At 64.2% G+C, this 17,801-nt stretch carries 17 protein-coding genes and 1 pseudogene; 4 read left to right on the top strand and 14 right to left on the bottom strand.

Features of this window, described 5'->3' with window-relative positions:
- Positions 1 to 14 precede the first annotated feature (14 nt).
- From rnhA to coxB, 11 genes are all read right to left on the bottom strand, one after another.
- Positions 15 to 548 carry a ribonuclease HI gene (rnhA, locus tag P9230_RS29355; RefSeq protein WP_127324222.1) on the bottom strand — a complete coding sequence of 178 codons (534 nt, stop codon included), beginning with the start codon at positions 546 to 548 and terminating at the stop codon, positions 15 to 17.
- Complete coding sequence (locus P9230_RS29350; protein WP_067327860.1) at positions 545 to 1,507, bottom strand: homoserine kinase; 963 nt, start codon at positions 1,505 to 1,507, stop codon at positions 545 to 547. The genes rnhA and P9230_RS29350 overlap by 4 nt, the downstream gene beginning before the upstream one ends.
- 6 nt (positions 1,508 to 1,513) lie before the next feature.
- Entirely contained in the window at positions 1,514 to 2,518 is a 1,005-nt protein-coding gene (gene ispH, locus P9230_RS29345) for a 4-hydroxy-3-methylbut-2-enyl diphosphate reductase (protein ID WP_067327859.1), read from the bottom strand.
- Between the two features lie 73 nt (positions 2,519 to 2,591).
- Entirely contained in the window at positions 2,592 to 3,347 is a 756-nt protein-coding gene (locus P9230_RS29340) for an SURF1 family protein (RefSeq protein ID WP_067327858.1), read from the bottom strand.
- A complete protein-coding gene (locus tag P9230_RS29335; RefSeq protein ID WP_067327857.1) occupies positions 3,344 to 3,730 on the bottom strand; it encodes a DUF983 domain-containing protein in 387 nt (128 codons plus the stop codon). The genes P9230_RS29340 and P9230_RS29335 overlap by 4 nt, the downstream gene beginning before the upstream one ends.
- Before the next feature lie 82 nt (positions 3,731 to 3,812).
- Complete coding sequence (locus P9230_RS29330) at positions 3,813 to 4,694, bottom strand: cytochrome c oxidase subunit 3 (protein ID WP_066998007.1); 882 nt, start codon at positions 4,692 to 4,694, stop codon at positions 3,813 to 3,815.
- Between the two features lies 1 nt (position 4,695).
- The gene (locus P9230_RS29325; RefSeq protein WP_127246407.1) at positions 4,696 to 5,322 is read right to left on the bottom strand and encodes a cytochrome c oxidase assembly protein; all 627 of its coding nucleotides are present in this window, start codon (positions 5,320 to 5,322) and stop codon (positions 4,696 to 4,698) included.
- A 7-nt stretch (positions 5,323 to 5,329) separates the two neighbouring features.
- Positions 5,330 to 5,512, bottom strand: a complete 183-nt coding sequence (locus P9230_RS29320; RefSeq protein ID WP_066998013.1) for a hypothetical protein — start codon at positions 5,510 to 5,512, stop codon at positions 5,330 to 5,332.
- Positions 5,509 to 6,453 carry a heme o synthase gene (locus P9230_RS29315; RefSeq protein WP_278121438.1) on the bottom strand — a complete coding sequence of 315 codons (945 nt, stop codon included), beginning with the start codon at positions 6,451 to 6,453 and terminating at the stop codon, positions 5,509 to 5,511. The genes P9230_RS29320 and P9230_RS29315 overlap by 4 nt, the downstream gene beginning before the upstream one ends.
- A gap of 69 nt (positions 6,454 to 6,522) precedes the next feature.
- On the bottom strand, positions 6,523 to 8,172 hold the full coding sequence (gene ctaD / locus P9230_RS29310; RefSeq protein ID WP_066998019.1) for a cytochrome c oxidase subunit I: 1,650 nt from the start codon (positions 8,170 to 8,172) through the stop codon (positions 6,523 to 6,525).
- Positions 8,173 to 8,210: 38 nt separating this feature from the next.
- Complete coding sequence (gene coxB, locus P9230_RS29305) at positions 8,211 to 9,083, bottom strand: cytochrome c oxidase subunit II (RefSeq protein ID WP_278121436.1); 873 nt, start codon at positions 9,081 to 9,083, stop codon at positions 8,211 to 8,213.
- 339 nt (positions 9,084 to 9,422) lie between these two features.
- On the opposite strand from coxB, the gene P9230_RS29300 reads away from it, so the two are divergent.
- From P9230_RS29300 to P9230_RS29285, 4 genes and pseudogenes are all read left to right on the top strand, one after another.
- A complete protein-coding gene (locus P9230_RS29300; RefSeq protein WP_278121435.1) occupies positions 9,423 to 9,956 on the top strand; it encodes an invasion associated locus B family protein in 534 nt (177 codons plus the stop codon).
- 131 nt (positions 9,957 to 10,087) lie between these two features.
- Positions 10,088 to 11,500 (top strand): metalloprotease TldD, encoded by a 1,413-nt coding sequence (tldD, locus tag P9230_RS29295; protein ID WP_067327853.1) that lies wholly within the window; start codon positions 10,088 to 10,090, stop codon positions 11,498 to 11,500.
- A 79-nt stretch (positions 11,501 to 11,579) separates the two neighbouring features.
- Positions 11,580 to 11,855: pseudogene (locus P9230_RS29290) on the top strand (AbrB family transcriptional regulator).
- Between the two features lie 247 nt (positions 11,856 to 12,102).
- Entirely contained in the window at positions 12,103 to 12,705 is a 603-nt protein-coding gene (locus tag P9230_RS29285) for a transglutaminase-like cysteine peptidase (protein WP_082954009.1), read from the top strand.
- Positions 12,706 to 12,860: 155 nt separating this feature from the next.
- Here the strand turns inward: P9230_RS29285 and P9230_RS29280 are convergent, their stop codons facing one another.
- From P9230_RS29280 to P9230_RS29270, 3 genes are all read right to left on the bottom strand, one after another.
- Positions 12,861 to 15,566 carry a caspase domain-containing protein gene (locus P9230_RS29280; protein ID WP_278121433.1) on the bottom strand — a complete coding sequence of 902 codons (2,706 nt, stop codon included), beginning with the start codon at positions 15,564 to 15,566 and terminating at the stop codon, positions 12,861 to 12,863.
- A gap of 144 nt (positions 15,567 to 15,710) precedes the next feature.
- Positions 15,711 to 16,952, bottom strand: a complete 1,242-nt coding sequence (locus P9230_RS29275) for a class I SAM-dependent RNA methyltransferase (RefSeq protein WP_095823804.1) — start codon at positions 16,950 to 16,952, stop codon at positions 15,711 to 15,713.
- Positions 16,949 to 17,722: a TlyA family RNA methyltransferase gene (locus P9230_RS29270; RefSeq protein ID WP_278121432.1), complete on the bottom strand. Its 774-nt coding sequence runs from the start codon at positions 17,720 to 17,722 to the stop codon at positions 16,949 to 16,951. Before P9230_RS29270 ends, P9230_RS29275 begins: the two co-directional genes overlap by 4 nt.
- Positions 17,723 to 17,801 lie beyond the last annotated feature (79 nt).

The raw sequence follows: 17,801 nt of genomic DNA, 5'->3' as shown, positions 1-17,801 counted from the left end.
GAACGTCAGGCGCGTCAATAGCTCTGGGTCGAGCGTCGGGGCGCGGGCTTCCTGGCCGGAGCACCAGCCTTCTGCGGCGCAGCCGCAACCGGTGCCGGCCGCGCCTGCTTCGGCTTGAACGGCGCCATGCCTTGCCTTGCCAGTTCGTCGGCGCGCTCGTTCTCCGGGTGGCCGGCATGGCCCTTCACCCAATGCCAGATAACCTTGTGTCGCCTGTTGGCCTCGTCGAGCGCCTGCCAGAGCTCACCGTTCTTGACCGGCTTCCTCTCGCCGGTCTTCCAGCCGTTCTTCTTCCAGCCATGGATCCATTTGGAAATGCCGTCCATGACGTATTTGCTGTCGGTATAGAGATCGACCGTGCAGGGTTCCTTCAGCGCATCGAGCGCGCTGATGGCGGCAAGCAGTTCCATGCGGTTGTTGGTGGTCTCGGCCTCGCCGCCCGACAGCTCCTTGGTGATGCCGTTATAGCGCAGCACCGCGCCCCAGCCGCCCGGCCCGGGATTGCCCGAGCAGGCGCCGTCGGTGAAGATCTCGATTTGCTTGTTCATGTCAGTCCGTATTCGGATGGAGACTTAATCGCCCGGTGGAAGCGCATGCGGCGGATATATTCGGTCGGATCGCGCTTCATCACCAGCCCGCCGTTGGGAATGGTCAGCCAATCATAGAGCCTGGTCAGCATGAAGCGTAGCGCCGAGCCGCGCGCCAGCATCGGCAGCGCCGCTTTTTCCTCGCCCTCAAGCGGCCTCACCGACTGGTAGCCGGCAAGCAGCGCGGCCCCTTTGGTGAGGTTGAAGGAAAAGTCCTTCTCGAAGCACCAGGCGTTGAGGCACGTGGCGACATCATAGGCATAGAGGTCGTCGCAGGCGAAATAGAAATCGATCAGCCCCGACAGCTTCTCGCCAAGGAAGAAGACATTGTCCGGGAAGAGATCCGCGTGGATGATGCCTTGTGGCAGGCGGGTCGGCCAGTTGCGCCCAAAATCGAGGAAGTCCGCGTCGACTTCGGCCGCGAGCCCCAGCTCGACCTCGTCGGCGCGGTCGCGCGACGCCGCCCAGAGCTTGCGCCAGCCGTCGATGGCAAGCGCGTTCGGCCGCTTCATCGGGAAATCCCGCCCGGCGAGATGGAGCGCGGCCAACGCCTTGCCGACCTCGCCGCAATGCGCTGCCGTCGGGCGCCTCAGCGACAGGCCCTCGAGGAAGGTGATGATGACCGCCGGGCGCCCGGCGAGAGTGCCGATGACGGTTCCGTCATGCGCGGTGACCGGAAGCGGGCAGGAAATGCCTTTTCGCGCGAGATGGCCCATCAGGCCGAGGAAAAAGGGCAGATCGGCCTTGTCGACGCGCTTCTCGTAGAGCGTCAATATGTAGGAACCGGTGGAAGCATGGACGAGAAAATTCGAGTTCTCGGTCCCTTCGGCGATGCCCTTGTAGGACAGGAGCTCGCCCACCGGATAGGCTTTCAGAAACGCGCTGAGCTCGTTTTCGTTGACGTCGGTGTAGACGGCCATCTGGGTTTACGCGGCTCCGTTGACGAAGGCCATGTCAGCCGCCGTCAGTTCGACATCGCGCAACACCCGCATCACCGGAAAATCCTCCGTTTCCGTGGCCGTGATGGCCAGATCGATGGTGACGTCGAAGCGTTGCCGGAACGCGTCGATGATCTCGTCGACGATGATTTCCGGCGCCGAGGCGCCGGCCGACAGGCCGAGCGTCGAAATCCTGCCGATCTCATCCCACGGAATTTCGGAGGCCCGCTGCACGAGAAGCGACATCGCGGCGCCCGCGCGCTCCGCCACTTCGACAAGACGCCGCGAGTTGGACGAGTTCGGCGCGCCGACGACGAGGAAAAGGTCGGCACCGGCGGCCGTCTCCTTCACCGCCTCCTGGCGGTTGGTGGTGGCGTAGCAGATGGATTCGGCGGCCGGGGCGTGAAGCTCGGGGAAACGCTCTTGCAGCGCCCGGATGATGCCGGCGGTGTCCTCGACCGACAGCGTCGTCTGGGTGACAAAGCCAAGCGCCGCCGGGTCTGCCGGCACGAAGCTTGCCGCATCCGCCTCGGTCTCGATAAGGGTCACGGCTCCTTCCGGCAACTGGCCCATCGTGCCGATCACTTCCGGATGGCCGGCATGGCCGATCAGGAGCACATGGCGGCCGAGCCGCTGGTGCCGCATCGCCTGCTTGTGCACCTTCGACACCAGCGGACAGGTGGCATCGAGGTAGAACAGGTTGCGCGCCTCGGCGTCGGCCGGCACCGATTTTGGCACCCCATGCGCGGAAAAGACGACCGGCGACTGACGATGCTCGGGTGGGATCTCGGACAATTCCTCGATGAACACCGCGCCCAGGCTCTGCAGCCCCTCGACGACGTAGCGGTTGTGCACGATCTCATGGCGGACATAGACCGGCGCGCCGTATTTCTTCAGCGCCAGCACGACGATCTGAATGGCGCGGTCGACGCCGGCGCAGAAGCCGCGCGGCTGGCAAAGCCTGATCGTCAGCGGTGGCTTTTTTTCAATCATCAAAACGGGCCGGTTCAGTCGGAAAGCTGAAGGCGAAATGAGGCGTGCACCCCTGCCCTGTCAAGAGCGGCGCTCACTCCTCCTTCGCCGGGCGGCGAAGCCTGAGGATCAGCACCGCGGCAAGGGCGGCGGCAAGGCCATACCAGGTGACGGCATATTGCAGGTGGTTGTTCGGCAGATCGATGATGGTGACGCCGCCGACCGGCAGACCGCCGGGGTTAGGAGTCTTGTCGGCATCGATGAAGAAGGGCACCAGCACGGCTCCCGCTGGCAGACCGGCGCTCGAGGCCATGACGTCGCGGTCCTTCCAGTAGAAGATGTTCTTGGCGACGTCGTTGTCGGGCAGCATCATCGAGGGTTTTTCGGGCAGCGGATTGCGGGCAAGCCCGGTCACCGTCACCGTGCCGGCGACCTCGCCCTGCTTCCGCTTGGCCGGATCCTTGAGATCGTAAGGCACGAAGCCGCGGTTGACGAGTACGAAGCGGCCGTCGTCGAGCCGCAGGGGCGTGTAGACATTGAAGCCCGTGTCGCCTTCCCAAGTGGCGAAGAAATGTCGTTCGCCCTGGTGCAGGAAAGTGCCGGTCACCGTAACCGGCGTGTAGTCGACATCGTGTGTGGCGGCGAATTCTTTCTCGACATCGGTCAGTGGCAACGGTGCCGCATGGGTGCGCTTGTCGATGGTATCGATCAGCCCTTCCTTCCAGTGCAAGCGCTGGACCTGCCATGTGCCGAGGCCGAGGAGAATGGCGAACAGGACAAGGCCGAGCCCAAGCAGCAGTGCCGAGCGCGGCCGCGAAGCGCCGGCAGTCGAGGAGGTCGCATCGCTCATTGGCCGCTGTCCAGCCTGCCTTCCGCGGCCTTCTTGGAATATTGCAGGGTGATCAGCACGCCCTTGATCAGGCGCAGCGCCGCCAGGCTCAGCACCAGCGCCAGCGGTATCCACAAAATGAAATGCAGCCAGAGCGGCGGGCTCAGCGTCACTTCCATCCACAGCGCCAGGCCGACGACGATGAAGCCGATGATGAGGATGACGAAGACCGCCGGACCGTCGCCGGCATCGGCAAAGGAATAGTCGAGGCCGCAATTATAGCAGCGCTTGCCGACGGTGAGGAAGCCGGAGAACAGCTTGCCCTCGCCGCAGCGCGGGCAATGGCCGCGCAGCCCGGCCGAGATCGGGTCGACGGGTGGCCAGATCGCCTTGTCTTCGCTCATGTCAGCACCGTAGACCCGTTCGGTCAAAAAGATAAGGCGGCCACGTCGCCGCAGCCGCCTCGTGAACTCAATCCAAAGGGTCTCAGTGGGCTTCGATTACCGCGCCGCTCGAGGCCCAGACATAGATCGCGGTGAACAGGAACAGCCAGACCACGTCGACGAAATGCCAGTACCAGGCGGCCGCCTCGAAGCCGAAATGCTGCTTCGGGGTGAAATCGCCCCGCATCGCCCGGATCAGGCAGACGAGCAGGAAGATGGTGCCGATGATGACGTGGAAGCCGTGGAAGCCAGTCGCCATGAAGAAGGTGGCGCCGTAGATCGAGTCCTTGAAGCCGAACGGAGCGTGCATGTACTCGTAGGCCTGCACCATGGTGAACAGCATGCCGAGGCCGACGGTTAGGATCAGGCCGTTGATCAGGCCCTTGCGGTCGCCGTGCAGCAGCGAGTGGTGCGCCCAGGTCACCGTCGTGCCCGACAGAAGCAGGATGATGGTGTTGTAGAGCGGCAGGTGGAAGGGATCGAGAACCTCCAGACCTTTTGGCGGCCAAACGCCGCCCGTGAAAGTGGTGCGGGCATATTGCGCGGCCTCGCCCGGGAATAGGCTGGCGTCGAAGAAGGCCCAGAACCAGGCGACGAAGAACATCACCTCGGAGGCGATGAACATGATCATGCCGTAGCGCAGGTGCAGCGAAACGACGCGCGTGTGGTGGCCCTCATGCGCTTCCTTGATGGTGTCCGACCACCAGGCGAACATCGTGTAGAGCACGATGATCAGGCCGATGAAAAACAGCCACGGATTGGCGATGTTGTGGCCGAATATTGGGAAGCTGCCGGCCTTCAGATACTGCATCAGGCAAACGCCGCCGACGGCCGTGACCAATGCGCCGATCGAGCCCAGGAAAGGCCAAGGGCTGGGATTGACGAGATGGTAGTCGTGGTTCGGTTTTGCGTGCGCGTCTGCCATATCAACCCCCGAGGCTTGCTTCGGAATCTGGAACTTTGTTGCTGCTGCCAGCGGCCGGCGCGGACGACGCGACTGGCTGCTTCTTTTCGACCGGGAACATGGTGTAGGACAGGGTGATGGTCTTCAAGTCCTTCAGTTCCGGCACGTTGACGATGTCTGGATCGACATAGAACACGACCGGCATGTCCAGCGTCTCACCGGGCTTGAGCGTCGTGTCGGTGAAGCAGAAGCACTCCACCTTGTTGAAATAGGCGCCGGCCATTTCCGGCTGCACGTTGAAGGAGGCGCGCCCGGTGATGGGGCGATCGAACTTGTTGGTGGCGCTGTAATGCGCCTGCGTGGTCTCGCCGATCTTGATCGTCACCGAGCGCGCGACGGGCTCGAACTGCCACGGAATGCCGTTGGTGTTGGCGTCGAAGCGGATGGTGATGTCGCGGTCGAGCACGCGACCGGCATATTGCTTCTCGACGCGCTGCGTCGTGCCGCCATAGCCGGTGACCTGGCAGAACATCTTGTAGAGCGGGACCGCCGCATAGGCCATGCCGACCATGCCGGTGAAGAAGGCAAGGCAGACCGCCACGACGATGCGGTTGCTGTTCTTCCCGATGGGTCCGGTCTCGCCGCTCATCGCCGCCTCACATCAAATTCGTCGGTATCAGGCCGGAGGCATGGTGGCCGAAGCGCACGATGGTGGCGATGTAGAAGATGATGACGAGCGCGGCCAGCGCGACGCCGATGGCAACGGAGCGGCTGCGCCGCGCCTTCCGCTGGCGTTCGGTCAAGGTGACCAGTTCGAGGTTCTTGTCGGCCACGATCATGCTCCCCCCATGACGAGGGCACGCCCGACCACGCTGTCGACGAGATAGGCGGCAAAGATTGCGAAGAGATAGAGCAGCGAAAAGCCGAACAGCGCCTTGGCCGCCTTCATCGCGCGGTCGGCATCGCTCATGCCCAGCACCTTCCAGGCATACCAGACGAAGCCCAGGCCGAGCAGAACGGAAACCGCTCCATAGGCGGCGGTGGTGTAGCCGAGCAGCCATGGCAAGACGCCGACCGGCGCCAGGATCAGCGCGTAGGCAAAGATCTGGCGGCGGGTCGAGGCGTGTCCGGCGACGTTCGGCATCATCGGAATGCCGGCGCGGGCGTAGTCGTCCGACTTGAACAGCGCCAGCGCCCAGAAATGCGGCGGAGTCCAAAGGAAGATGATCAGGAAAAGAACCAGGCTTTCGAGGCTGACCGATCCGGTCACCGCCGCCCAGCCGATCACCGGCGGGATGGCGCCGGCGGCGCCGCCGATGACGATGTTCTGCGGCGTCCAGCGCTTTAGCCACATCGTGTAGATGACGGCGTAGAAGAAGATGGTGAAGGCAAGAAGCGCCGCCGACAGCCAGTTGATGAGCACGCCCAGCGTCATCACCGACAGCGCGGAGAGCACGAGGCCGAAGCTCAGCGCCTCACCCGGCGTGACGCGCCCGGCCGGCACCGGACGGCTCGCTGTCCTGGTCATCACCGCGTCGATATCGGCGTCGTACCACATGTTGAGCGCGCCCGAGGCGCCGGCGCCGATGGCAATCGCCAGGATCGCGATCACCGCCAGCAGCGGATTGATGGCGACCGGCGCCGCGACCATGCCGACAAAGGCCGTGAAGACGACCAGCGACATCACGCGCGGCTTGAGGAGGGCGAAGAAATCGCCCGCGGTGGCTTCCGACATGCGAAAGCCAACTTCCTCCATCAATTTGTGGTCGGCAAGGGCCATGCGTACTTAAAGTCCATCATTCCGTTGGCCAAGACCGCCGGGCGAGCAGGCGGTCCTGTATCTGCGGCCTTACTTGATCTTCGGCAGCTGTTCCCACTGGTGGAACGGCGGCGGCGACGGCAGCTGCCATTCGAGCGTGGTGGCACCCTCGCCCCACGGATTGGCGCCCGCGACGCGCTTCTTCTGGAAGGCCTCGAACACGCCATAGAGGAAGATCGCAACGCCGACGGCGGCGATGTAGGAGCCGTAGGACGAGATCATGTTCCAGCCGGCAAACGCATCCGGATAGTCGACAGTGCGGCGCGGCATCCCGGCAAGGCCGAGGAAGTGCTGCGGGAAGAAGATCAGGTTGACGCCGACGAAGGTGACCCAGAAGTGGGTGTTGGCGATCACCGGCGAGTACATGTAGCCGGTCATCTTCGGGAACCAGTAGTACCAGCCGGCGAAGATGGCGAACACGGCGCCCAGCGACAGCACGTAGTGGAAGTGGGCGATCACGAAATAGGTGTCGTGCAGCGAGCGGTCGAGGCCGGCATTTGCCAGCTGAACGCCGGTGACGCCACCGATCGTGAACAGGAAGATGAAGCCCAGCGCCCACAGCATCGGCGGCTTGAAGGAGATCGAGCCGCCCCACATCGTGGCGATCCAGGAGAAGATCTTCACGCCCGTCGGAACCGCGATGACCATGGTGGCGAACACGAAATAGCGCTGCGTGTCGAGCGACAGGCCGGTCGTGTACATGTGGTGCGCCCAGACGATGAAGCCGACGGCGCCGATCGCGACCATGGCGTAGGCCATGCCGAGATAGCCGAAGACCGGCTTCTTCGAGAAGGTCGAGACGATGTGGCTAACGATGCCGAAGCCCGGCAGGATCAGGATGTACACCTCGGGATGGCCAAAGAACCAGAACAGGTGCTGGAAGAGCAGCGGGTCGCCGCCCTGGTCCGGCACGAAGAAGGCGGTGCCGAAGTTGCGATCGGTGAGCAGCATGGTGATGGCGCCCGCCAGAACCGGCAGCGACAAGAGCAGCAGGAAGGCCGTGATCAGCACCGCCCAGGCGAACAGCGGCATCTTGTGCATGGTCATGCCAGGCGCGCGCATGTTGAAGATGGTGGTGATGAAATTGATCGCACCGAGAATCGACGAGGCGCCGGCGATGTGGAGCGACAGAATCGCAAGGTCCATTGCGGGGCCCGGCTGGCCGGATGTCGAGAGCGGCGGATAGATCGTCCAGCCGCCGCCGACGCCGAAGGCGCCGGGCGCGCTCGGTACGAACATCGAGCCGAGCAGCAGGAGGAAGGCCGGCGGCAGCAGCCAGAAGGAGATGTTGTTCATGCGCGGGAAGGCCATGTCCGGCGCGCCGATCATGATCGGCACCATCCAGTTGGCGAAGCCGCCGATGAGCGCCGGCATCACCATGAAGAAGATCATGATCAGGCCGTGCGCGGCGCCGAAGGCATTGTACATGCTCTTGCCGCCATCGATGGCGGCATCACCCTGCATGCCGTAGACCATCTGCGCCAGACCGCTGAAGATCTGGATGCCCGGCTCCTGCAGCTCCATGCGGATGGCGACCGAAAGCGCGCCGCCGATAATCCCGGCCATGATCGCGAAGATCAGGTAGAGCGTGCCGATGTCCTTGTGGTTGGTCGAGTAGACCCAGCGGACCCAGCCATGCGGCCTGTGGTCGTGGTGGTCGTGAGCTGCAGCCTCTGCCATATTCCGCTCCGTTCCCTAATTCTTGCTAACCCGCGGCGTCAGTTGCCGGCGGCCGCTACCTTGTTGGTACCATCGATCTCGGCCATCAGCGCCTTGTTGGCGGTGGGCACGTCGGTCTTGGCCGTCTCCAGCCAGGTCTTGAACTGCGCGTCGGAGACGACGCGAACCGCGATCGGCATAAAGGCGTGATCCTTGCCGCAGAGCTGCGAGCACTGGCCGTAATAGAGGCCTTCCTTCTCCGCCTTGAACCAGGTCTCGTTGGTGCGGCCGGGCACGGCATCCATCTTGATGCCAAAGGACGGCACGGCGAAGGAGTGGATGACGTCGGTGGCGGTGATCAGCACGCGAGTCATGGTGTTGACCGGCACCACCAGCTCATTGTCGACGGCGAGCAGGCGCGGATAGAGGTTGCGGTCTTCCTTGCCGGCCTTGGCGCGGTCACCGTCCTGAAGGATCGCCGAGTTGAAGGAGAAGCTCTTGTCGACCTGGTATTCGTAGTCCCAATTCCATTGGTTGCCGGTCGCCTTGACGGTCAGCTTGGCTTCTTCCGGCGGGGTATACTGCGCGGTGAGCAGTTGGAACGAGGGGATGGCGATGAGCAGCAGCACGATGACCGGGCCGACGGTCCAGATCACCTCGATCAGCGTGTTGTGGCTGGTCCGGGAAGGAACCGGGTTGGCGCTCGCGCGGAACCGCAGGATGACATAGGCGAGCAGGACCAGCACCAGCAGGGTGATGACCACGATGAATACGAAGGTGTAGTTTCCGAACCATTCGATCTGCCGCATCATGTCGGTCGCAGGCGCCTGGAAGGCGATTTCCCATGGCCGCGGCTGATCCGCATAGGCGGATGCGCTGGAGAGGAGCGTGCCCGCGGCCGCAGCACCTGCCAGAAGTCTGGCGCTTGCCATGAATTTTCTCATCGCCCTCTCGTCTCCCACTTCCTGCAATCGGATCGCACCAATAACGAACGACGCCGGGATGGGGAATCCCGGTCTGTCCCTAAGGTGGTTCAAACCATACTCTATTTCCCTCCGCAAGGAAGGAGCGGGCGAAACCGTGCGGCATTTTTGCGCGCAGCCCGAAGGGCATCCCCGACCATCGCCGCCCCCGCGCCGGGTGGTCGCAATTCGGGCGAATTTGCTCTGGAAAAGCCCGTAATTGCCGGTATCTGGGCGGGCTGGCGACGGTCTCGTCCTTTACTTGGCCTTGGCGCAGCTTAAAGTGCCGTGATTCGCAATGGAGCCGTTATGACTTCCTGGCTTTCGAGACCCCTGGCGAAGGTTATCTTCCTTGCCGCCTCGCTTAGCGCCAGCGTGGCGAACGCCGCGCCACCGCAGACCGCGGCGCCGCCCAGCGGCACGGTCAAGTCGACGCATGGCGCGTGGTCGATCATCTGCGACAGGCCGGCCGGCGCAACCTCCGAGCAATGCGTGATGATGCAGAACGTCGTCGCCGAGGACCGTCCGGAGATGGGGCTTTCCGTCGTGGTGCTGCGCACCGCCGACAACAAGGCGGAGATCCTGCGGGTGCTGGCACCGCTCGGCGTGCTCCTGCCCAACGGGCTCGGCCTCAATGTCGACGGCAAGGACATCGGCCGCGCCTATTTCGTGCGCTGCTTCCAGGACGGCTGCTACGCGGAAGTGATCCTCGAGAAGCCACTGCTCGACACGCTGAAGAACGGCACGTCGGCCACCTTCATCGTGTTCCAGACGCCGGAGGAAGGCATCGGCATTCCGGTCGATCTGAAGGGATTCGCCGAAGGCTTCTCGGCTCTGCCCTAAGTCCAGCGGCGGCAACGCGGCCGCCAGTCGGCTCGGGGCGATGACGATCGCGTGTGAAGGCCGGCGATTGTCTTGACCTCACTTCGCCCCTACATCGGGGGAATGCGAAACCGCCAGCGGACAGCCCTGCCATGAACAGCCTGATCGGCCAATTCGACATTTCCGACGACCGCGTCAAAGAGATCGTCGCCGATACCATCAAGGGCGCCGACGACGGCGAGTTGTTCCTCGAATACAGCGAGAACGAAGCGCTGATGTTCGACAACGGCCGGCTGAAGACGGCGAATTTCAACACCGACCAGGGTTTCGGGCTGCGCGCCGTCGCCGGCGAGGCGAGCGGCTATGCCCATTCGAGCGACCTGTCGGAAGCCTCGCTGCTGCGCGCCGCCGATGCCGTCTCCGCGGTCAAGGGCGGCTATTCCGGAACGCTTGCCGCAGCGCCCGCGCGCACCAATCGCCACCTTTACGGCGACGAGAATCCCATCCCCTCGCCCAGTTTCGAGGCCAAGGCGAAGCTGTTGCAGGAGATCGACGCCTGGCTGCGCGCCGCCGATCCGCGCGTGCGCCAGGTGACGGCCTCGCTCGCCGCCTCCTGGCAGCATGTCGAGATCGTGCGCGGCGACGGCCAGGTGGTGCGCGATATCCGCCCGCTGGTCAGGATGAACGTCTCGGTGGTGGTCGGCGATGGCGACCGCCAGGAGAGCGGCTCCTACGGAATGGGCGGCCGCAAGAGCTTTGGCGAGTTCCTCACCGAGGAGAGTTGGAAGCACGCCGCGCGCGAGGCGCTGCGACAGGCGCTGGTCAATCTCGAGGCCGTTCCGGCGCCGGCAGGCACATTCGACATCGTGCTTTCCAGCGGCTGGCCGGGCGTGATGCTGCACGAGGCTGTCGGCCATGGCCTCGAGGGCGACTTCAACCGCAAGAAAACATCCGCCTTCGCCGGCCTGATGGGCAGCCAAGTAGCGGCAAAGGGCGTCACCGTCGTCGACGACGGCACGATCGCCGAGCGGCGCGGCTCGCTTACCGTGGACGATGAAGGCACGCCTTCGGCGCGCAATGTGCTGATCGAGGACGGCAAGCTGGTCGGCTACATGCAGGACCGCCAGAATGCGCGGCTGATGGGCATGAAGGCGACCGGCAACGGCCGGCGCGAAGGCTATGCCCACCAGCCGATGCCGCGCATGACCAACACCTACATGACCTCGGGCGATACCGCGCCGGAAGAGATCATCGCCTCGGTCAAGAACGGCATCTATGCCGTCTCCTTCGGCGGCGGCCAGGTCGACATCACCTCAGGCAAGTTCGTGTTCGGCTGCACCGAGGCCTACATGATCGAGGACGGCAAGGTGACGCAGCCGATCAAGGGCGCAATGCTGATCGGCAACGGGCCCGACGCCATGCACCGCGTCACCATGGTCGGCAACGACATGAAACTCGACAACGGCATCGGCATGTGCGGCAAGGCCGGACAGGGCGTGCCGGTCGGGGTCGGCCAGCCGCATCTGAGGATGAACCAGATGACGGTGGGCGGCACCAGGGTTTGAGCGCGCTCAATCCGGCAGGCTTGAATAGCACTCCGCCGCTTGAGTATCTTACCTGTGTCTTACATGGGGTAAGCTTGCGATGGCTGGTGCCGAAAGACTCATAACCACCGTCTCGACCAAGGGACAAATGATCCTCCCCAGCGCCATCGGAAAACGGAGAGACTGGGGTGCGGGCACGCGTCTGCAGGTCGAAGAACACACCAGGCGGTGTTCTTCTGAAGCCAGCGCCGGCCTTCACCCCGACGCGACCGGAAGGCGTGTTTGGCCTGCTGCCGCACCGCGGCAGCCGAAGACGCTTGAAGAGATGAACGCGAGTGTCCTTGCCGAAGCGCGGCGGCGCCATGCTCGCAATTGATACCAACCTTGTCGTCAGACACCTGACGAACGACCATCCTGAACGCTCACTTCGATCCGGCCGGAAAGCTCACACCTAGCTACCCGCCGGAGCGCGAACACAATCGTGTTAGCAGATTATTAATTGTTCAATTGCCTTGGCCGACGCTTCCGACTTAACTATCAGCAGTCTTCTCGTTGCGGTGGTGTTGGCAGTGCTGCGTTCCCCTGGCGTCCTGACCTCTTCATTCCTCCTTGGCCTTTGCTCAGTGATCGGTGTGACGTCGCTTTGCGTCGACACGGCGGCGGCGCAGTCGACATTGTTCAAACGGCCATCGAGTCCGGTCGACCTGCGCTCCGCCACAGTGGGAGGACGTACCAGCGTCCCTTATGGCTGGATCGATTTCTGCCACCGCCGGCCGAAAGAGTGCAAAGTGCCTGCCCTGCAGCCGGCGAACGTCAAGCTGACCGCGCAGAACATGCGAACCCTCAAGCGCATAAACCAGAAAGCGAACCGCGCCATCAAGCCCGTCAGCAACTATGATCACTGGGGCACGATGATGGACCACTGGGACTATCCGGTGGACGGCAAGGGCGACTGCAAGATCTACGCGCTCTACAAGCGCAAGCTTCTCATGGAAGCGGGATTTCCCCGCCAGGCGCTGCTGATGACGGTGGTGCGCGACCTGAACAACGAAGGCCACACCATCCTGACCGTGAAGACCGACAAGGGCGATCTCGTGCTCGACAATCTGGTCGACGAAGTCCGGCCCTGGAACGCGACCGGCTATTATTTCCTGAAGCGCCAGTCGCAGCAAAACCCGAATATTTGGGTATCGATCAATCAGCGCGGCGGCACGCCGAAAACCTGACGGATGCCGCCAGGCTCGCAGACCGGACGGCCTGGACAGCCGAGGCATCCCGCTTTGACGGTTGATACGCCCTACAGACCGGCGCCCCCTGCCTTGCACGTTCATGGCCGAAAAATCGGCTCGCAAAGGTAAGGCGCAGGCTCGACCGCGCCAACCTATTGGTTGCAGGCCGGCTCGCCCTGCTGTCCGCAAGAGAGCTTCTTCTTGGGCTGCGGCTTCTCCCGGGGGACACTCCGCTCTTGCATCTGCGGCCTCGGCTGCGAACGGAATTCCGGGCGAGGCTCCGATCTCTGCCGCCGCAGCACCTGCTCGTTAGGCCTTTCCTGCCTGAACTGGCGCTGCGCATTGTCGTTCGGCCTGTTGACTTTGAAGTTCCGCTGGACGGCGACATCCCGGCCGGCGGAACCTTCTTCGTTCTGCAGCCGGCGCAACGTCCTGCGCCTGTCGTTCCCGCTGGCCGAGCCCTGATTCTCGTCGGAGAACAGGGTCGGACTGTTCCTCCTGAGCCGCTTCTGCACGGCCGGTCCATTGTCGGTTGGCCCACCACTAACGCTCGGCAGTCTGCGGAACTTCTTGCTCTTGGCCGAGCCCTGGTTGTCATCGGAGAACATTTCGGGGGTGTTCTTTCTGAGCCGCTCGCGCACGCTCGGCCGGTTCTCGGCCGGCATCCGGTTGACGGTAGGCAGCTTGCGGACCTTCCTGCCCTTGTCGCTCGCGGCGGCCGAACCTTGTTCGTTCGGTTCGACCACGGACTGGCCTGCGGACAAATCCTTGCGCGTCAGCTTCCTCGGCTTGCCACCGCTCCGTTCGGATAAAGCCTTGGGACTGTTCTGCCTGAACTTCTCCCGCGCGCTCTGCCCGTTGTCGGCCGGCATGCCGTTGACGGCGGGCAGGTTGCGGAGCTTTTTGCCCCTCTTCCGATCTGTGTCCTGCTTCCCGGTCCGGTCAGGACCGGCATTTCCGATCGCCTCTTGGTTGCCGCCCGAGACGCCTTGCCTGCCGGGTTGCCTCTTCAATTTGTTGCCGCGCAAGTTCTGGCCGTCGGGCGCCGGCTTGCCGTTGACCAGCGGCAGCCTCTTGCCATCGGCTCCAGGCAAAGCGTGATCGGTTGAGAGCTTGCCGGTTCTGGACGAGGTCTCCGGCGAGGTGTCAGGCTGCTGGCGCTGGATAACACGCTGACCAGGCTTCGGCGGCAGGGCGCCCTGTTGCTGCTGATTGGATGTGGCCTGACGGAACTTGGCCGCCCTCTTCTGCAGAAGCGGCGGCAGGGGAACCTTGGCCGCCAGCGCATCGGCGCGGCCACCAACGGCGCCTTCCATCGTTTTCCGGGCTGTACGGCGGTCAAGCTGAACACGGGCGCTCGGCTGCGCGGCCCGATCGATGGTCTCGTTTTTGATCGTCGTGTTGATGGTGTTGATGACCGTCGTGTTGTGGATGTTTTTGAAGATGATGGCGTTCGGCGGCGGCACGACGTGGCGCGGCGGGTTGATGAATACGGGGATCGGCACGAATACCGGCGTCGGCAGGACGAACACTTCGATCGGCGGCGGAGGTGGCGGAAGCACGATGAAATCCGGCGGCGGCGGCGGCAGGAAGACCACCGTGATCGGCGGCGGCGGTTCGAAGTCGAAATCGGGATCGTCGAAATAGAGCACCGGACGGTCGATATAGATGAATTCCTCCTCCGGCGGCGGCGGCAAATCATACTCATAGACGGTGAACTCCTCCGGCGGCTCCAGGGCAGCGTCGAAATGTTCGAGCCGCCGTCGTGCGTCCCAGGCATGCGGACCACGCGGATAGCGCCGCAGATAAGACCAGTAGGCTTCCGGCGTGTCCTCCAGCCAGGTCTCGCGCCAGGAGATCGCCTCGCGCCGCGCAGCGACAATGGCGCGCACGCGCTTAGCCATCGGATCGTGTGGATAGGCGACGAGGAAATCCTCGTAGCCGCGCATCGTGTCGCGGTCGAGAGCCGCGACATAAGCGTCACGAGCGTCGAAATCCCGGATCGCCCTGGTCCGATTGGAGCGGGATTCGGCCTCCGAAACCTTGGGCGCGGGCGCGTCCGCGGCACGGTCGAAGAAGACGAAAGGCGCGGTGATCTTCGAGGCATGCCACGGAACTTCCGCGCCTTGCGTCATCTCGTTGACGCGCAGCCGCGTGCGGTCGAACACCTCGTCAAGCGACAACCCGCCCTCGCGTATCATTTCGGCGAGCGCCTGGGCATAGGCGCCGTAAGGGCCCTTGCCTTCCGGCGCGACCGTTCCCGGAGCCGCGTTGAACGCAATCAGCATGTTCGGGTCGGGATCGACCAGCGCGAGACCACCGGCCAGGGGCTGGCTCATCTTGGGCAAGGCATCAGGCCGCGCCGCGTCGAGCACGACGATGTTTACCTTCGTCGGCAATCCGGCCAACGACCGGGTGACATCGGAGAGCCGCATTGCCTGAAGCGGCACGTCGGCTGGACTGGCGATCTGGGCATCGACCGGAAGAAAGTAGTTCTCCCCCTCGAACTGCACGCCGTGGCCGGCAAGATAGACGAAGACGACCGCGTCGGGACCGGCGGCGGAAACCTTGCCGAGAAAATCGCGCAGCGCGCCGCGCAGCGAGTCCTGATCGACATCGCGCGCGCCGACGACGTCGAACCCTGCCGCCTGCAGGGTCTGCGCGATCAGGCCGGCGTCATTGGCGGCAGTCGCGAGCTCGCCGGACTGATAGGCGCCGTTGCCGATGACGAAGGCGAGACGTTTTTGCTCTTGCGCGAGCGCACCGGTCGCGGACGCGGCGCCAAAAGCGATGAGAACGATGAGGCTGAGGAATTTTAGAAGCGTCTGCATGGCAATGCGCTGTCCGTTATCCGCCATCCGCCATCCGCTTATTTCAGTAACGCCGAAAGAGCAGGAATGTTTCCCTAACAGCGCAAAACTAAGACCTCCAAGAAGGCGGCTTTAGGGCGCAAATTTCGGAAAAGAGAGCCTTCAAGTTTCTTGCGAACCGGCTCTCGCGGACTACCGGCGCCGCTTCGGCTTCTCCAGCAGCGCGACGGCCTCGACATGCGGCGACCACAGGAACTGGTCGATCGGCGTCACGCTCTTCAGTTGATAGCCGCCGTCGATGAGGATGCGCAGATCCCGCGCCAGCGTCGTCGGATTGCAGGAGACGGCCGCGACCAGCGGCACGTCTGAGCGGGCGATCTGCTTGGACTGATCCTCCGCGCCGGCGCGCGGTGGATCGAAGACGAGGCCGTCGAAGCCGCTCAGCTCCTTGAAGGTCAGCGGCCTGCGGAAGAGGTCGCGACGCTCGCTGGTCACGCGCTTCAAGCCGCTGGCGAAGCGGGAGGCACGGTCGAGCGCGGCAAGCGCCGGGGCGTCTCCCTCCACGGCGTGGACCTCCGACTTCGCCGCCAGCCGGAGCGCGAAGCTGCCGCAGCCGGCGAACAGGTCGGCGACCTTCTTGGCACGCGACAGGTGCTGGCAGACGAGACCGGCCATCGTCTGCTCGGCGGCCTCCGTCGCCTGCAGGAAGGCGCCGGGCGGCAGGGCGACGGCGACCGAGCCGAACTGCACCACCGGCTTCTTCGGCTCGACGATCACCTCGCCGTCGATCGAAAGCCTCGCCAAGCCCGCGGCCATCACGAAATTGGAAGCGATGCGGCGCTGGTTTTCGCCGAGCTTGCCCGCGTCATGGACGGCGACATCGAGGCCGGACGCCGTGGCGGTGACGGTCATGTGGAAGGCTTTCGGCGTCGCGCAGACCAGTCCTGCCAGCCTTCGCAAAGGATCGAGCGCATCAACGATTGCCGGCAACGAGATCGGGCATTCCTCGATAGGAATGATCTCGGAGGAGAGCGCGCGCACGAAGCCGAGCAGCATGCCGGCATCGGTGCGCCGAGCGCTGAAGACGACGCGCCGGCGCGTGTGCGGCGCGCAAGGCACCAGCGCGTCGATCTGACCAGCGATGCCCTTGATCTTGAGCGCCTGCACCACCCGTTCGCGTTTCCACTGCCGGTAGCCGTCGGCCTCGAAATGCTGCAACGCGCAGCCGCCGCATTCGGTGAAGTGTCGGCAGGGCGGATCAACCCTAAGCGGTGAAGCCTCAACAACCGACATCAGCGTCGCGCGGTCCTTCCGGCGCGCGGCGGTGACCGTCTCGCCAGGCAGCGTGAACGGGATGAAGACCTCGCCGCCATCGGCACCGGCGATGCCGTCGCCCTGCGAACCGAGCCTTGTGATGGTGAAGCGCGCGCTCATGGCGATGCCGCGTCCTTGATCGCGGCGAGCAGGAACTCGCGGTTGCCGTCGCCGCCCTCGATCGGCGATGGATGCAGCCCGAGCACGCGCCAGCCCGGCATGCCGGCAAGCCAGTCGCGCAAACCGGCGGCGATGCGCTCGGCCTCGCTCGGGTCCTTGAGCAGTCCGCCCTTGCCGATCGCCTCGCGACCCGCCTCGAATTGCGGCTTGACGAGAAGCAGCGCCCTGGCGCCCTCGCCCGCCAAGGCCAGCGCCGGCGGCAGCGCCAGCTTCAGCGAGATGAAGCTGACATCACAGACCAGGAAATCCGGATCGCGGTCGCCAAGATCGGCGGCGGTCAGGTCCCGCGCATTCAGCCCTTCAATGACCGTGACCCGCCGATCGGTGGCAATTTCCGGGTGCATCTGGCCGTGACCGACATCGATCGCCGTGACATGGGTAGCACCACGCTCGAGCAGCACCTGGGTGAAGCCGCCGGTCGAGGCGCCGATATCGAGCGCCTCATGCCCAGAGGGATCGAGGCCGAAATGGTCGAGGCCGGCAATCAGCTTCAGCGCCGCGCGCGACACATAGGCCTGCGCCGGATCGTCGACGGCAACGACACAGTGTGGCGCGACGGGCTGGCCCGGCTTGCGGGCGACTGCGCCGTCGACAGTGACGGTGCCGCGTTCGATCGCGTCGCGGGCGCGGGAACGGCTGGCGAACAGGCCACGTGCGACGAGCAGTTCGTCGAGACGCGGACGCGCGCTGGCGGGCAAAGAGGAACTCATCGGCCTTCATTGGCGAAAGCCGGCGGCGAAGGCAATGGCAGCCCTGTTGAATATGGCGCGGGGCACGGCAGAATGCCGG

This window comes from Mesorhizobium sp. WSM4887, assembly GCF_029625865.1.
GTDB lineage: Bacteria > Pseudomonadota > Alphaproteobacteria > Rhizobiales > Rhizobiaceae > Mesorhizobium.
Note: the sequence above shows the minus strand (reverse complement) of the source record. Positions and strands in the feature narration are given on the sequence as shown.

Bases quoted from the DNA above. Each gene is read 5' to 3' on its own strand.
- P9230_RS29275 (WP_095823804.1), bottom strand. From the start codon at position 16,952: ATGAGCGCGCGCTTCACCATCACAAGGCTCGGTTCGCAGGGCGACGGC.
- P9230_RS29280 (WP_278121433.1), bottom strand. From the start codon at position 15,566: ATGGCGGATAACGGACAGCGCATTGCCATGCAGACGCTTCTAAAATTC.
- P9230_RS29300 (WP_278121435.1), top strand. From the start codon at position 9,423: ATGACTTCCTGGCTTTCGAGACCCCTGGCGAAGGTTATCTTCCTTGCC.
- ispH (WP_067327859.1), bottom strand. From the start codon at position 2,518: ATGATTGAAAAAAAGCCACCGCTGACGATCAGGCTTTGCCAGCCGCGC.
- P9230_RS29350 (WP_067327860.1), bottom strand. From the start codon at position 1,507: ATGGCCGTCTACACCGACGTCAACGAAAACGAGCTCAGCGCGTTTCTG.
- P9230_RS29340 (WP_067327858.1), bottom strand. From the start codon at position 3,347: ATGAGCGATGCGACCTCCTCGACTGCCGGCGCTTCGCGGCCGCGCTCG.
- P9230_RS29315 (WP_278121438.1), bottom strand. From the start codon at position 6,453: ATGGCCCTTGCCGACCACAAATTGATGGAGGAAGTTGGCTTTCGCATG.
- P9230_RS29330 (WP_066998007.1), bottom strand. From the start codon at position 4,694: ATGGCAGACGCGCACGCAAAACCGAACCACGACTACCATCTCGTCAAT.
- tldD (WP_067327853.1), top strand. From the start codon at position 10,088: ATGAACAGCCTGATCGGCCAATTCGACATTTCCGACGACCGCGTCAAA.
- P9230_RS29320 (WP_066998013.1), bottom strand. From the start codon at position 5,512: ATGATCGTGGCCGACAAGAACCTCGAACTGGTCACCTTGACCGAACGC.
- rnhA (WP_127324222.1), bottom strand. From the start codon at position 548: ATGAACAAGCAAATCGAGATCTTCACCGACGGCGCCTGCTCGGGCAAT.
- P9230_RS29325 (WP_127246407.1), bottom strand. From the start codon at position 5,322: ATGAGCGGCGAGACCGGACCCATCGGGAAGAACAGCAACCGCATCGTC.
- ctaD (WP_066998019.1), bottom strand. From the start codon at position 8,172: ATGGCAGAGGCTGCAGCTCACGACCACCACGACCACAGGCCGCATGGC.
- P9230_RS29270 (WP_278121432.1), bottom strand. From the start codon at position 17,722: ATGAGTTCCTCTTTGCCCGCCAGCGCGCGTCCGCGTCTCGACGAACTG.
- coxB (WP_278121436.1), bottom strand. From the start codon at position 9,083: ATGGCAAGCGCCAGACTTCTGGCAGGTGCTGCGGCCGCGGGCACGCTC.
- P9230_RS29335 (WP_067327857.1), bottom strand. From the start codon at position 3,730: ATGAGCGAAGACAAGGCGATCTGGCCACCCGTCGACCCGATCTCGGCC.